This is a genomic window from Streptococcus suis (assembly GCF_017601095.1).
Classification (GTDB): Bacteria; Bacillota; Bacilli; order Lactobacillales; family Streptococcaceae; genus Streptococcus; species Streptococcus suis_Z.
Window position 1 is genome coordinate 16975 of the sequence record NZ_JAGFUX010000012.1, and the last position, 15864, is coordinate 32838.

Below are 15864 nucleotides of genomic sequence, written 5' to 3' on the forward strand. Positions count from 1 at the left end.
TAGTAGAAAAACTCAAATATCCAACTGTTCTTTGGGTAAAGCTATAGCTAAGAACACATTGACTCGCTATATCAGAAGAATTGATATAGTTTCTGGCTATATACTTACTTATTTATTTTCAATTATACAGACCTGAATGTTTTTGTTAGGATAAAGGGGTAGAATATTTTGGAGGATTGAACATGACAACAACTATTATTGGATTTCCCCGTATTGGCGAATACCGTGAGTTAAAATTTATCACTGAAAAATACTTTAGAAATGAAATTCCACAGGAAGAACTTTTGACGGCAGCTAAAGACCTGCGTGCCAAGCACTGGACTATTGTTAAAGAAGCAGGCATTACTGAAATCCCAAGCAACGACTTCTCTCACTACGACAATGTTTTGGATGCAGCTGTTCTCTTCAACATCGTACCTAAAGCAGTTCAGGACCTTGATTTGACCGACCTTGAAAAATACTTTGCTTTGGCGCGTGGCTACCAAGGAGACAAAGGTGACGTTCGTGCTAGACCCATGAAAAAATGGTTCAACACCAACTACCACTATATCGTTCCAGCTATTGAAAAAGACACAGAAATCAAACTAGCTGGTCATAAGATTTTCGATGAATTCCAAGAAGCAAAAGACTTGGGTATCACTACTCGTCCAGTTTTGATTGGTCCCTTCACTCTCTTGCAATTGACAGATTTTGAAGATGGTGTGAAAACTGAAGAAGTAGCAGATAGCTTGGTTGCTGCCTACGGACAAGTATTTGCAAAATTGGCAGAGCTTGGTGCGGAAAAAATCCAGTTGGACGAACCTAGCTTGGTCAAGGATTTGACTGCAGAAGAAAAAGCTCTTTTCCTAAACATCTACCAAACACTCTTGGCAGACAAGAAAGGCCTGCAAGTCCTTATCCAAACCTACTTCGGCGATGTGCGAGATATTTATACTGAATTGACAAACCTACCAGTTGATGCTATCGGTCTTGACTTTGTAGAAGGCAAGAAAACAGCTGCACTTGTAGCAACAGGCTTCCCGGCTGATAAAACGCTCTACGCTGGTATCGTTAATGGTAAAAACATCTGGCGCAACAACTATGAAAAGAGCCTGGCTGTCTTGGACGCTATCCCAGCTGAAAATATCGTTCTAACAACTTCTTGCTCTCTACTTCATGTACCATTTACAACTGCTAATGAAGAATTTGAACCAGCAATTCTCAACCACTTTGCCTTTGCTGTTGAAAAATTGAGCGAGCTGCGTGACTTAGATGCTATTCGTAATGGTCAAGGCGAAGTTGCTCTTACAGCCAACAAGGAACTCTTTGCCCTTGAGCGTGTTGGTCGTGATGCAGCCCTTGCCAACCGCTTGGCAGGATTGACAGATGCAGACTACACTCGCCTACCTATCTTCGCAGAGCGTGAAGCTATTCAACGTGAAAAATTGGACCTTCCACTACTTCCAACCACTACTATTGGGTCTTTCCCTCAAACCAAGGATGTCCGTAGCACCCGTTTAGCCTTCCGCCGTGGCGAAATTACTGAAGCCGAGTACGATGCCTTTGTTGAAGCTCGTACGGATGAGTGGATCAAGTGGCAGGAAGAAGTTGACTTCGATGTACTGGTTCACGGTGAATTTGAACGCAACGACATGGTTGAATACTTCGGTGAAAACCTATCTGGCTACCTCTTCAGCAAAAACGGTTGGGTCCAATCTTATGGTCTTCGTGGAGTAAAACCACCAATCATCTGGGGCGATGTGACTCGTTTGAACCCTATTACTGTCAAATGGTCAAGCTATGCTCAAAGTCGTACCAACAAACCAGTCAAAGGTATGTTGACTGGTCCTGTAACCATCCTCAACTGGTCTTTCCCACGTGAAGATATCTCTATCAAAGAATCAACCCTTCAAATCGCCCTTGCTATCAAGGAAGAAGTTCTCGACCTTGAAGCTGCTGGAATCAAGATTATTCAAATCGACGAAGCTGCTCTTCGTGAAAAACTACCACTCCGCCGTAGCGACTGGTACAGCGAGTATCTTGACTGGGCAATTCCAGCCTTCCGTTTGGTTCACTCAACTGTTGCGCCAGACACACAGATTCATACCCACATGTGCTATAGCGAATTTACAGACATCATTCCTGCCATCGACAACATGGATGCGGACGTTATCTCCTTCGAAGCTAGCCGTTCAAATCTAATTATCCTCGATGAACTCAAGGCTCAGAATTTCCAAACCCAGGTAGGACCTGGTGTCTATGACATCCACTCTCCACGTGTCCCTGCAGTTGAGGAGATTGCACAAACTATTCAGGCCATCCTTGCAAAAGTACCAAAAGAAAAAGTCTGGATTAACCCAGACTGCGGTTTAAAAACTCGTGGTGAATCAGAAACCAAAGCTAGCCTTATCCACTTGACCCAAGCGGCCAAGGCAGCCAGAAAGGAACTCTAATCTATGACAGGTCAAGCCCCAAGTCTCTCTTTTGAAATTTTTCCTCCAAAACCAGAAGTAGGCAATGAAAAGATTCTCCAAGCACTTAGAGAAATGCAAGGCTTGGCCCCTCATTTTATCAGCGTCACTTGTAGCAATAATAACGTAAACGTCGAAGAAACAACCGTTCGCCTATCGGACTTTGTTCGCAATGACTTACACGTACCAACCATTGCCCATCTACCAGCAGCTTATCTGACAAAAGAAAAAGTTAGCTCTGTTCTTCAGTCCTTGGACCGCATTGGTGTACAAAGGATTTTGGCACTGCGTGGTGACATAATCCAAGGTCTCCCCCCTAAGGAAGATTTTCGGTATGCGACTGATTTGATTTCCTTCATTAAGGAAGAAGCTCCGCATTTTGACATTATCGGAGCCTGCTACCCTGAAGGCCATCCAGAGTCAGGAAATGCCGTTTCGGATATTAAAAATTTGAAAAAGAAGGTGGATGCTGGCTGTTCTAGTCTTGTAACCCAACTCTTTTTCGACAACGAAGTCTTCTATGATTTTCAAGAGAAATGCTATCTAGCTGATATCGAAGTGCCGATTATCGCAGGCATCATGCCTATCATCAACAGGAATCAGGCACTTCGACTCTTGAAAACCTGTGAGAATATCCGTCTCCCACGCAAGTTCAAAGCCATTCTGGAAAAATACGAACACCAACCCGAATCCTTGCGTGCAGCAGGTCTTGCCTATGCCGTTGACCAAATTGTCGATTTGGTCACGAATGATGTCGCTGGTGTCCACCTCTATACCATGAACAAGGCAGAGACCGCTAGACATATCCATCAAGCAACCCACTCACTCTTTAGACACTTTAGTTAAGCCATCACCGCCACTCGCGGTGATTTTTTTGCCTGCTTAAGTTTGAATACTTACGCTTTGAGGAAAAAGAATCGGTTCTATTTCCAATCCACCCCTCACTCTTATTTTTCGGTTCAGGCTGAAACAGTTCACTAAACAAGCCTCGCTTTTAAATTATTTGCTCGGGTTAAAACAGTCACTCCCCTGACTGTTTTAATCCACTCCCCCGGACAGTTGAATATGAAGAAAACTGCCTGCCGTCAGTTCCAATCCCCAACCTTTTAATAAAAATGACTGTCCCCCGGACTTTTGAGTACAAAGAAAACTGCCTGCCGGCAGTTCCAATCTCCAACCTTTTAATAAAAATGACTGTCCCCCGGACTTTTGAGTACAAAGAAAACTGCCTGCCGGCAGTTCCAATCTCCAACCTTTTAATAAAAATGACTGTCCCCCGGACAGTCATTTTTATTAAAAGCCATCTACATTCGTGTAGATTTTTTGGACGTCTTCGTCGTCTTCAAGGACATCATAAAGTTTTTCAAATGTCGCGAGGTCATCGCCTTCAAGTGACACTTCTGATTGTGGGATCATTTCAAGTTCAGTGACGTTGAACTCTTGGATTCCTGATTCTTTAAGTGCCACGATTGCCTTGTGCAAATCAGTTGGGGCTGTATAGACAGTGATTGTGCCTTCTTCTGCTTCTACGTCATCCACTTCGACATCTGCTTCAAGGAGCAATTCGAAGATGGCATCTGCATCATCACCAGCAAAGACAACCACACCTTTTTTATCAAACATAAATGATACAGAACCAGATGCACCCATGTTACCACCGTTTTTACCAAAAGCAGAGCGAACATTGGCTGCCGTACGATTTACATTTGATGTCAAGGTATCAACAATAATCATAGAACCATTTGGTCCAAAGCCTTCGTAACGACCTTCTACGAAAGTTTCGTCTGTGTTTCCTTTTGCCTTGTCAATGGCCTTATCAATGATGTGTTTTGGAACCTGCGCTTGCTTGGCACGGTCAATAACAAATTTCAGCGCTGAGTTTGTTTCTGGATCTGGGTCACCCTTTTTCGCTGCTACATAGATTTCAACACCAAATTTGGCGTAAACTTTTGAGTTAGCACCGTCTTTTGCGGTTTTCTTGGCTACAATATTGGCCCATTTACGTCCCATGGGGAACCTCCTACATTTTATAAAATCGCTTTATTATACCATAAATGGCAAGGATTGAGAAGATTTTTAAAATCTTCTTCACTATACAGTTGACATGTATAGTTTCCCAATATATAATATATAGTAGAACTGTACATTTGAACTACATAGGAGAAGCCAAATGAAAAGGAACAAGCACCTCCCCTTAACGGAGACAACCTACTATATTCTATTAGCTCTCTTGGAACCTGCCCATGGCTACCATATCATGCAAAAAGTAGAGGATATGAGTGATGGTGATGTGAAAATCGCTGCAGGAACCATGTATGGAGCGATTGAGAATCTTTTGAAACTAAAATGGATTTGTTCCGTTCCAAGTTCCGATAAAAGAAGAAAAGTCTATCAAGTAACAGCAACGGGCCAAGAGATTATTAAACTGGAAACACAGCGTATTCAAAAACTACATCATATTGCCAAAGAATTAGGTTTTTAAGGAGGAAGCCATGATAAGACACAAATTATTCACCAGTTTACAAGAGGAAGAACATTGGATTAATTCGATTCAATCCGAAGGTTATCAGCTTGTCAAAGTAATTCCGTGGACAGCAGCCTATCATTTTGAAAAATGTAGTCGCCCCCCTCATCCCGTACGCCTTGATTTTCATGAACATATTGCAAAAGGAGAATATTCAAATTACCTCTCTCTATTTGAAGACTGTGGTTGGCAACCTATACAAGGTAGTCGTAGATGTGGCATCCATTATTTTCAACAAACAATCGAAGCTTCAAGCACAGAAATTTTTTCTGATACAGAATCGAAAAAATCATTCTATTCACGCTACCAAAATTATGCCTACTCCTATTTCGGATTATTTCTGACTTTATTTTTTATCCATTACCAAGTTGGACTCCAAAATGGATACACACTTTGGAATCCTAAATCCTGGTACCTAACTCCAGGGCTATGGGAACGAACTGGTACCAGTTTTTGGTTTGGTTTTCTCTTTGAAACCCCATTCGCATTGTTTAGAAGTGGCATTATTCCCTTATTTTTCCTTGCTTGGTCTATTTATTTCCTCCATATCGCTGAAAAAGGTAAAAAAGAAGCGAAGAAATTAGAAAAATACTGATGGCATACTATCCAAAAGAAAAAGATTGAAAGAGTTGACTGCAATCATCTTTTCAATCTTTTTTTACTTTTTACAACTCAACTGTCGCAACTTGACTATCTTTACTTACTTCCCCAAGATTTCCAAGGCTGACAGATTTGATTTCAGCTGTGTTTGTGAAGGCAACGACGATGGTTGTTTCACGTCCTGCTGAGTGAATGGCTTCCAAATCTGCGACAAGGAGCAAGTCTCCTGCTTCAACGCGTTGGCCATCTGTTACCTTAGCTGAGAAAGGAGCACCGTTTAACGCAACTGTATCTAGGCCGACGTGCACCAAGACTTCTACACCCTTGTCAGACAAAATCCCGACAGCGTGTTTGGTTGGGAAGACACTGGTTACGATACCTGAAACTGGTGCGTAAACATTGCCAGAGCTAGGCTCAACTGCATAACCGTCGCCCATCATTTTTTGTGAGAAGACCGGATCTTTCACTTCTGTGATGGCAATGGCTTGCCCTTCAGCAACAGCGTAAACTGCCTCGGTCACACCTTTGAACTTAGTCTCAGTAGCAACTTCTTCTGTCGCAACAATTTCCGTACGAGGGATGGCTACGCCAGATTCCAGTAAGTCTTGAATGTCAGATTTGAGAACATCAGCTTTGGGACCATAGACTGCTTGAACACCAGAGTCTTTGATAATCAAGCCCATAGCACCAGCCTGTTTCCAAGCATTTTCATCTCCAACCTGTGCCACATCTTTGACACTAACGCGTAGACGAGTCATGCAAGCATCCACATCTGCGATATTATCACGACCACCAAGCAAGTTGATGATTTGAACCACTTGTGAATTGGCATCCGCAGTATCTACGTTTGAGTTCGAAACCACATCTGTTGTTTCTGTATCATAGTTGCCATTACGACCAGCTGTTGCCAGGTTGAATTTTTGAATCATGAAGTTGGCAATGAAGTACATAGCAACCGCAAAGAGGGCTGTTACCCAGATAAAGTTGACAACGTCCATGCCGATACCAGCTTTAATCGCCATCGGTGTACGTGTAAGGAATTCGATATTACCAAATGAGTGCATACGCAAGTTGACAATATCTGCCATAGCAAAAGCAGCACCCTGTACTAAAGCATAGACAACATAAAGTGGCATTGCCGCAAACATGAACATAAACTCAATTGGTTCTGTTACACCTGTCAAGAAGACAGCAAGTGCAGAAGATAGGAACATCCCTTTGTATTTTTTCTTCTTATCTGGATCAACATTGCGATACATGGCATAGGACAAGCCCATAAGAATACCAGAGGAACCAATCATTTGTCCAACTTTGAAGCGAGCTGGAGTTACATTCGCTAAAAGATCATTGTACTGGGTCATGTCCCCAGCATCCTTGAGGTTGATCAAGTCAGTAATCCAAGCCAACCAAAGCGGATCTTGACCAAATACCTGGGTACCAGCTTGAGCACCTGTCAAGATGTCATAGGTCCCACCAAGTGACGTATAGTTCATTGGAATGGTCAACATGTGGTGAAGGCCGAATGGAAGAAGCAAGCGTTCCAAGGTACCATAAACAAATGGTGCCAAGATTGGAGCTGTTTCTTGCGAAGTCGCAATCCATTTACCAAAACTGTTAATACCAGTTTGTACAAGAGGCCAGAAGATCGCCAAACCTAAGGCAACAAGTACAGAGCGATAGATAACCACAAATGGTACGAAGCGTTTGCCGTTAAAGAAAGTCAAAACATCTGGTAATTTGCGGTAGTTGTAGTATTTGTTATAGGTTGTTGCCCCTACAAAACCAGCGATGATACCAACGAAGACACCCATGTTAAGGGCAGGTTGGCCCAAGATATTGACGAAGTAACCTGAAACTGGGATTTGTGTCCCAAAGACTGTGCTGACTGTCGCTTCTGCATCTGACAACATAGCTGTACTTACGCCAAAGAAGTGACCAGTAATCAAGTTAATGAGAATGAAGGCAAGACCTGCTGAGAAGGCACCACCAGCTTTTTCCTTAGCCCAGCTACCACCTATTGCCAAAGCAAAGAGCAAGTGAAGGTTACCGATAATCCCCCAACCAATCTGGGCAATGATATTTCCGATACGGGCCAAGAGTTCGGAGTCCTGACTAATCAGCGGGATTGAGTTCCCGATGCTGACCATCAGACCCGCCGCAGGCATGACTGCGATAACGACCATCAAACATTTTCCGAATTTTTGCCAAAATTCAAAACTAAAAAATTTTTTCATGTGTATCTCCTAAATTTTTTCTTGGTCAGTTGACCTTTAAATACTAATGTTAACTTCCACACCAAAGTGGTCTGAAATAATGGGAAGATTATCCCCATTGAAAATCACACGACTGGATTGAACCAGTCTTTTCTGATTTAAGAACACATAGTCCAGACGTTTTTCCTGACTATGACCTGCCCACCCATCAATGGCTTTTTCAACGGTGATTCCACTATCCCTTTCCTCGGCCAAATCATAACTATCATATAAGCCTAAATCCTTGATAGCTTGATAGGCTTGTGGATTTGACAGGGCATCCGTATTGAAATCTCCCATTAGAATTTTCAAGCGCCCCGAACTTGTCCGTTCCACAATTGAGCGAATATTCTCCAACTGATTTTCTTCTTCACTGTCAGGAAGATTGATATGGCAGGAATACAAGTCAATCAACTCATTCCCATATGCCACCGTCAAGCCAATAATCTTACGAGAAAGGATTGATGTCAGTTCTTGGTTCTGACTGCAGTAGAAGGCATCCACTTCGTAGACCGGTAATTTTGTTAGAAAGGCAATCCCTTCATCATACTTATCATAGCCGATATGAGAATTGGACCAGAAATAAGAATAGTCTGTCACTCCAAGCTCTTTCAGCTTTTCAAGCAAAACCAAACCATAATTGTCTTGGCGTAAGTCTTTGGTCACCAAGGGACTTGTCATCAGTTGATTGACTTCCTGGAGAGCGATTACATCATATTGCTTTTGTGCAATGGTCTGAGCCAGAATATCCATTTTCTCATGCTGGTCATCTTCTAGCCAGGCATGAACATTGACTGTTAGTAACTTCATGTCGCTCCTTTCTATTTACTTCGTAAAACCTTTTCAACTTGTAACCTTATTATAACGTAAACGTTTTCAAGTGTCAATGGTTTTACGGAACAATTTTAATAGTTTTCCGTAAAAGTTACTTGAACTTAGAATACTGACCTTTGGTAATTTTTATGATATACTAACGGTAAATAGCAAGCTAGGAAGTTACCCCAAATGAGTAAATACAAAAAAGTCTATGCTGACATCAAGGAAAAAATTGAACAAAATATCTGGCAGGCCAATCAAGAGATGCCTACAGAAAATGAACTGATGGAGATTTACTCCTATTCCAAGGACACCATCCGCAAGGCCCTATCTCTCTTGGAGATGGATGGCTATATCCAAAAACGTCAAGGCAGAAATTCCATTATTTTGTACCATAACCTTGTTCGAAAACCATTTGTGTCCGAATTGAAGACCGTTAGCGAACTCAACCGCTCTGCCCACCATCAAGTCCAGACCCAACTAACCAATCTCTATATCGTCCAAGGTCAACCAGAAGTCATGAAGGAATTGGAAGTGGATGAAAAAACGGATCTCTACCGTGTCAGCCGCGTTCGGACCATTGACGGTGAGCGATTAGAGCATGAGATTTCCTACTTTGACCGCAGGATCGTTCCCTATCTCAGCAAGGAAATCGCTGAAAGCTCCATTTATCAATATTTGGAAAACGACCTTGGCTTAGAAATTTCCCATTCCCGCCGAGAAATTTCCTTCCGCTTTGCGACGGAGGAAGAAAAGTCCTTGCTTGATCTAGCTAACTACGACATGGTAGTTTCCGTCACTAGCACCACCTATCTGGCAGACGGTCGTCCTTTCCAGTACGGCACCATTACCTACCGACCAGACAAGGTCACCTTTGTATCTATGGCCAAACGGTAAAATTAAACATACAAAAAAAAGAATGTTTCTACTCGGAAACATTCTTTTGTTTTGGATTAGTTACTGTGCCAGATGTCTTCGTTGTACTGCTCGATTGTACGGTCAGATGAGAAGAATCCTGCTTTAGCAATATTGTGAACAACTTTCTTGTTCCATGAATCTTGATCTTCGTAGTCTGCAAAGACTTGCTCTTTAACTTCGATGTACTCTGCTAAGTCAATCAAGGTCATGAACCAGTCTTTCGAGATCAATTCATGGTGCAGGCGACCAAGACGCTCATCATTTCCAAGTGCACGGATTTTGTCGCTGACGATAAAGTCAACCGCACGTTTGATATTAGCATCACCATTGTAGTAATCCGCAGATACGTAACCAGCCTTGTCGTACAAGTCGATAATGGTATCTGAATCCTTACCAAATGTGTAGATGTTATCCATGCCTGCTAATTCTGCAATCTCAACGTTAGCACCGTCCATAGTACCAAGTGTCAAAGCACCGTTCAACATAAATTTCATGTTACCAGTACCTGACGCTTCTTTAGAAGCCAATGAGATTTGCTCAGAGATGTCTGTCGCAGGGATCAGTTTTTCAGCAACGGTTACGTTGTAGTTTTCTACCAAGTGAACGTTGAGGTACTTGCTCACTTCTGGGTCATTGTTAATCAACTCAGACAAGCAAAGAATCAAATGAATGATGTCTTGAGCGATAATATAAGCTGGAGCTGCCTTACCACCGAAGATAACAGTGATTTTACGTTTTGGAAGGTTACCATTCTTGATTTCAAGATATTTATGGATGACATACAAGGCGTTCATTTGTTGGCGTTTGTACTCGTGGAAACGTTTGATCTGTGTATCGATAATAGAGTTTTCGTCCAACTCAATGCCCTTGTTGTCTTTGAGGTAACGTTTAAGAGCCAACTTGTTGTTGTGTTTGATTTCAGCCAATTTAGCATGAACTTCCTTGTCATCAGCAAATGCTAGCAATTTTTCAAGCTTAGTCGCATCTGTCAAATAGTCATCACCAATCAATTCCTTGATGTAGTCTGCAAGATCTTGGTTAGCAAATTCCAACCAACGACGGAAGGTGATACCGTTTGTCTTATTGTTGAATTTTTCTGGGTAAAGCTCGTAGAAGCCTTTCAACTCAGAGTTTTTCAAGATTTCTGTGTGGAGAGCCGCAACCCCGTTGACAGAGTTTGAGAAGTGGATATCCATGTGAGCCATGTGCACACGACCAGACTCGTCGATGATGTGAAGGGCTACATCGGATACTTCTTTCGCAACCAAGGCATCCAATTCCTTGATGATATCTACTAAGTGAGGTACTACCTCTTCCAAGAAGTCCAACGGCCATTTTTCAAGTGCTTCCGCCAAGATAGTGTGGTTGGTGTAGCCGGTCATGTTCTTAACGATAGCCACTGCTTCTGCAAATTCCAAGCCGTGTTTTTCAGTCAAAAGACGGATCAATTCTGGAATAACAAGTGAAGGGTGAGTATCATTGATTTGAACGTAAGCATAGTCTGCCAAGTCACGCACATTTGAACCACGCTCAATCGCTTCGTCAATCAAGAGCTGGGCAGCATTTGACACCATGAAATATTGTTGGTAAATGCGGAGCAATTCCCCGTTCTTGTCTGAATCATCTGGATACAAGAAGAGGGTCAAGTTTTCTTGAATAGCCGTCTTGTTAAACGTAATACCATTTTCAATCAAGCCATAGTTGACAGACTGGATATCAAATAAGTTGAGGTAGTTTTTAGTATCTTTCTTGTAACCAAGGATGTCCAAACGGTCCAACTTAGAAGTCAATGTGAAGTTTTTGAATGGTACATCGTAGCTGATTGTCGTTGGAATCAACCAAGAGTCATTTTCAATCCAGAAGTTTGGCTCTGCATCTTGTTGGTTGTCCTTGAAGACTTGTTTAAACAGACCACAGTGGTAGTTAAGACCAACACCTTCACCGTTAATGCCAAGAGTTGACATAGAATCTACAAAACATGATGCCAAACGACCAAGACCACCGTTACCAAGTGATGGTTCTGGTTCAACATCTTCAACCTGTGCCAAAGACTTGCCAGCCGCAGCTAATTCTGCCTGAATGTCCTTGTAAACACCCAAGTTGATCAAGTTGTTTGACAAGAGTTTACCAATCAAGAACTCTGCTGAGATGTAGTAAACCTTGCGTTTACCTGTGTTTTTTGGCATATCTGCCGCTGATAGTTTGACATAGTTGAGCAACTGAAGATAGATTTCTTGGTTGGTCATGTCGGCTAATTTCTTATTGGCTTTGCTTTCTGCAAATGTTGTAAAGTTAATCATGGTTTTCATTTCCTCGTTGATATAATGTTGTCATTTTGACTAAGAAGTCTTTGCGTTCTTGGGTTAAATCTTCGGCTTTCATCCGCCATTCCCAGTTGCCACCAACAGTTGAAGGCATGTTCATCCGGCTATCTTCTCCCAAGTCTAAGACATCTTGCATAGTAGCGATGGCAGTATCACTCACGGTCGCAAAGAGTGTCCGAAGCATAGCTTGAGTAACAGGTTCAATTGGTTTTCTGTTGGTATAGGCATCTACAAATTCCTGTTGTTCAGGTTCAAGATTGTTGTACCAACCGTTCACAACCTCATTGTCATGAGTACCTGTATAGGCGACTGAATTTGGTACGCAACGGTGTGGGATGTCAATGCTTTGTCCTGTCACATCGAAGAAGCCAAATTCTAGGATTTTCATGCCTGGGTAGCCACAGTCTGCAAGCAATTTGCGAGCTTTTGCATCAATATTTCCAAGGTCTTCTGCGATAATCGGTAGATCCCCAAGAGTTTCTTTAACCGCCTTGAAAAGATTGTAGCCTGGACCTGGCTCCCAAGTGCCGACTTTGGCTACTTCTGCATCACCTGCTACTTGCCAGTAGTCTGAGAAACCTTTAAAATGGTCAATTCTCAGTACATCGTAGAGTTTGAAGCTCTCATGAATCCGATAAATCCACCAGCTATAGCCTGTTTTTTCATGTTGCTCCCAATCATAGAGAGGATTGCCCCACAATTGACCATCTGCCGAAAAGTTGTCAGCAGGCACACCTGCCACATAAAGTGGATTTCGCTCACCATCTAGTTTGAAAAGTTGCGGTTTGGTCCATACTTCAACACTATCAGCTGAAACATAAATCGGCATATCTCCGATAATCTTGATATGGTTCTTGTTGGCATACTCTTTCAACTGTTTCCACTGGCTAAAGAAGAAATACTGTGTCACTTTGAAGTAGTCAATCTGATCAGCTAATTCTAAGCGATATTTTTCGAGAGCTTCTTCATTTCGAGCAACAACTTTCTTGTCATCCCATTCTTGTAAGGCCTTGTTACCGAAGTGTTCCTTGATTGCCATAAATTCTGCATAGTCGTTTAACCATGAAGAATTAGCTTTTTCAAATTCTTGAAAAGCAATCTTGCGTTTATCATCGCTCAAAAAGTTTTTTACAGCTCTTTCCAAAATTGGACGACGAGCCTCATATATCAAGGCGTAGTCCACTTTTTCTGGATCATCTCCAAAGTTCACATCTTGGTAATCAAAATTAGCTAATAAATCTTCATCTGCTAATAAGTCAAAATCAATTAAATGTGTATTTCCTGCAATGGCAGAAAATGATTGATAAGGTGAATCTCCGTAACTTGTCGTTGTGAGAGGAAGGAGCTGCCAGTAGGTCTGCTTGGTTTCGACCAAGAAATCTACAAAGTCATAGGCAGGCTTTCCAAAAGTACCGATACCAAACTTACCTGGAAGTGAGGTAATATGCATTAAAATTCCACTGGTACGATTCGCCATAAAAACGTTTTCCTTTCTTTCGATTACAATGATAGTTTAACGCAAACGTTTGCACTTGTCAAGGATTTATACAATATTTTTTGAAAGTTTTACGTAAAAGCTGTCAAGAACTCGTAAAATATATCATATACCTACATTTCTCTAAAAAGAAAAAACAAAGAAAATCCGAGTTTAATTCTCGAATTTTCTATATTATTCTATAATTTTATGAAAAGGTTTGCTCTTTTATTTGGATAGTTCCATCAACAACATCTGCTTCTAGGTGTTTGACTTCAACATTATCCAAATAGAAGTCTGTCACCTTATCACGGATTTGATTTTCAATCACGCGACGCATAGGACGAGCTCCCATTGCCTGGTCATAGCCTGCTTCCATCAAGAATTCTTTGGCTGCATCCGTCACCTCTAGACTAATTCCCTTCTTAGCCAAGGTCTTGTTGACCTGTGCCAGCATCAATTCTACGATGGCTTTGAGATCTTCTTTATCTAAGTGTTTAAATTCAATAACCCCATTGAAACGGTTGAGAAATTCTGGACGGAAGTAAGGAGAAATGCGGTCCATAATAGCCACTTTCTCATCAGTCACTGGCACATCATAACCAAAGCCCGCATTTGAAGTAGCAATGATAATGGTGTTTTTAAAGTTGACTTGGTTGCCCTGACCATCTGTCAAATGCCCATCATCTAGCACTTGCAAGAGAAGGGTAATCACTTGTGGATCTGCCTTTTCAATCTCATCTAAGAGAACAATAGAGTACGGATTGCGACGTACACGCTCTGTTAGCGTATGAGAATTATCATCATACCCGACATATCCTGCTGTGGTACCGATTAATTTGGAAACTGCTGTCCGGTCGCTGTATTCAGACATATCCAGACGAATAATGGCATCCTTATTACCAAACAAGTCTAGAGCTAGTTGTTTAGCCAACTCTGTTTTACCAACACCAGTCGGACCAACAAAGAGGAAGGAGCCGATTGGACGGTTACCATCATCAAAGCCTGCACGATTACGACGAATGGCACGGGATACTGCTTCCACTGCATCATCTTGACCGATTACATTTGTGGCTAAGCGATTTTTCAAGTCCTTGAGGCGTTCGATATCAGAAGCTCCCATTTGAGAAACTGGAATACCTGTCATGCGTTCAACTGCCTGAGCCACATCATTGACACTTGCTACAACCTTTTGGCTTTCCGTATGGTTATCAATCTGCTCTTGCAATTGGTCAATACGGACCTTTTCATTCAAGGCTCTTTCGTAATCCTCTTTTTCTGCTGCTTCTAACTGCATACGTTTGGCTTCAGCCATCTCTGTTTCCAAGGTCTGAATATCTGTCACAGGGTGTTGGGCAGCCAAGTGTGCCGCCGTCACATCGATTAAGTCAATGGCCTTATCTGGCAAGCTGCGCTGTGGAATGTATTGAACTGAATAATCCACTGCCGCACGCAAGACCTCATCTGGGAGTTCAATATTGTGGTGGGCTTCATAAAGCGGCTTAATCCCTTTCAAAATCTGGTAGGTGTCCTCTGCGGACGGAGCATTGACCTTGACTTCATTGAAACGACGAGCCAGAGCAGCGTTCTTGTGAATGGTGTTGCGGTATTCGTCCTGCGTAGTGGCACCGATAACAGTTAACTCTCCACGGGAAAGAGCTGGTTTGAGAATATCCGCTAAGCCCTTGGAACCTGAGTCCCCACCAGTGCTACCAGCTCCCAAAATCTGATGAATTTCATCAAAGAAGAGAATGATATTTCCTGCTTTTTTGACTTCATCCACAAGATTTTGCACATTTTCCTCAAAAGCTCCGCGGTACTGGGTCCCTGCCTCCAAGCCAGAAATGTCAATGGAGATGATTTCCTTGTTCTTAATGGCAGCTGGGACATCTCCGTTGACAATGGCTTGAGCCAAGCCTTCTACTACCGCTGTCTTTCCGACACCCGCATCACCGACCAAAACAGGATTGTTCTTAGTCCGACGAGCTAGGATTTCAGAGGTTTCTTGGATTTCCTTGTTGCGTCCAATGACTGGATCCAACTTACCTTCACGCGCATCTTGGGTCAAATTGCGACCTAATTTTGCTAAAATCCCATCTGACTTTATCTGACCTTTAACCTGTGTTTGAGCCACTTCTTCTGTCTGTGGCAGGCGACCAGTCTGACGGTACATAGCAAATTCTTCTGGTGTTACTTCACGCCCATTGATAGAATAACGGCGACGTTCTGTGCTGTAGCCTCCCATGTTGCCCATGAGCTGATTGAAAATGTCGTCCATATTGTTAAAGTTATTGAAATTGTTGTTCATCGTTTTTACCTCGTTTAAGTTTTATTTGCTTTTGACTTTTACTGACCTTTGTTTTAAAAAAATTGATTTAGTCTTTTAGTTTGCTTTTAGTACTAGGCAACGAGCTGAAGGCAGTACTGAAGTACGGCAAAGCGAGTTAACGCAGTAATAAAAGATAAACTAAATGACGCTAATAGGGTATAATCCTGTCTTTCATAG

11 protein-coding genes are annotated in these 15864 nt (G+C 42.2%); 5 read left to right on the plus strand and 6 right to left on the minus strand.

The window, feature by feature from the left end; genetic code table 11:
- Positions 1–182: 182 nt before the first annotated feature.
- The gene (gene metE, locus J5566_RS09145; protein ID WP_208563040.1) at positions 183–2432 is read left to right on the plus strand and encodes a 5-methyltetrahydropteroyltriglutamate--homocysteine S-methyltransferase; all 2250 of its coding nucleotides are present in this window, start codon (positions 183–185) and stop codon (positions 2430–2432) included.
- Positions 2433–2435: 3 nt separating this feature from the next.
- Entirely contained in the window at positions 2436–3296 is an 861-nt protein-coding gene (gene metF, locus J5566_RS09150; protein WP_208563041.1) for a methylenetetrahydrofolate reductase [NAD(P)H], read from the plus strand.
- A 447-nt stretch (positions 3297–3743) separates the two neighbouring features.
- On the opposite strand, the gene J5566_RS09155 is transcribed toward metF, so the two are convergent.
- Positions 3744–4460, minus strand: coding sequence for a YebC/PmpR family DNA-binding transcriptional regulator (locus J5566_RS09155; RefSeq protein ID WP_208563042.1), 717 nt, complete (start codon positions 4458–4460; stop codon positions 3744–3746).
- A 160-nt stretch (positions 4461–4620) separates the two neighbouring features.
- Between J5566_RS09155 and J5566_RS09160 the strand changes: the two genes are divergently transcribed.
- Together J5566_RS09160 and J5566_RS09165 are read left to right on the plus strand one after the other, a co-directional pair.
- Entirely contained in the window at positions 4621–4932 is a 312-nt protein-coding gene (locus J5566_RS09160; RefSeq protein ID WP_004194196.1) for a PadR family transcriptional regulator, read from the plus strand.
- A gap of 10 nt (positions 4933–4942) precedes the next feature.
- Positions 4943–5569 (plus strand): DUF2812 domain-containing protein, encoded by a 627-nt coding sequence (locus J5566_RS09165; protein WP_105111182.1) that lies wholly within the window; start codon positions 4943–4945, stop codon positions 5567–5569.
- Positions 5570–5639: 70 nt separating this feature from the next.
- Here J5566_RS09165 and J5566_RS09170 read toward each other — a convergent pair whose 3' ends face one another.
- Positions 5640–7808: a PTS transporter subunit IIBC gene (locus J5566_RS09170; protein WP_208563043.1), complete on the minus strand. Its 2169-nt coding sequence runs from the start codon at positions 7806–7808 to the stop codon at positions 5640–5642.
- Between the two features lie 36 nt (positions 7809–7844).
- Positions 7845–8636, minus strand: coding sequence for an endonuclease/exonuclease/phosphatase family protein (locus J5566_RS09175; RefSeq protein ID WP_208563044.1), 792 nt, complete (start codon positions 8634–8636; stop codon positions 7845–7847).
- Between the two features lie 195 nt (positions 8637–8831).
- On the opposite strand from J5566_RS09175, the gene J5566_RS09180 reads away from it, so the two are divergent.
- A complete protein-coding gene (locus J5566_RS09180; protein WP_208563045.1) occupies positions 8832–9539 on the plus strand; it encodes a GntR family transcriptional regulator in 708 nt (235 codons plus the stop codon).
- Positions 9540–9595: 56 nt separating this feature from the next.
- Here the strand turns inward: J5566_RS09180 and glgP are convergent, their stop codons facing one another.
- From glgP to J5566_RS09195, 3 genes are all read right to left on the minus strand, one after another.
- Entirely contained in the window at positions 9596–11860 is a 2265-nt protein-coding gene (gene glgP, locus J5566_RS09185; RefSeq protein WP_208563046.1) for a glycogen/starch/alpha-glucan family phosphorylase, read from the minus strand.
- The gene (malQ, locus tag J5566_RS09190; RefSeq protein ID WP_208563047.1) at positions 11853–13361 is read right to left on the minus strand and encodes a 4-alpha-glucanotransferase; all 1509 of its coding nucleotides are present in this window, start codon (positions 13359–13361) and stop codon (positions 11853–11855) included. Before malQ ends, glgP begins: the two co-directional genes overlap by 8 nt.
- A gap of 205 nt (positions 13362–13566) precedes the next feature.
- Complete coding sequence (locus J5566_RS09195) at positions 13567–15666, minus strand: ATP-dependent Clp protease ATP-binding subunit (protein ID WP_208563048.1); 2100 nt, start codon at positions 15664–15666, stop codon at positions 13567–13569.
- Positions 15667–15864: the final 198 nt, after the last annotated feature.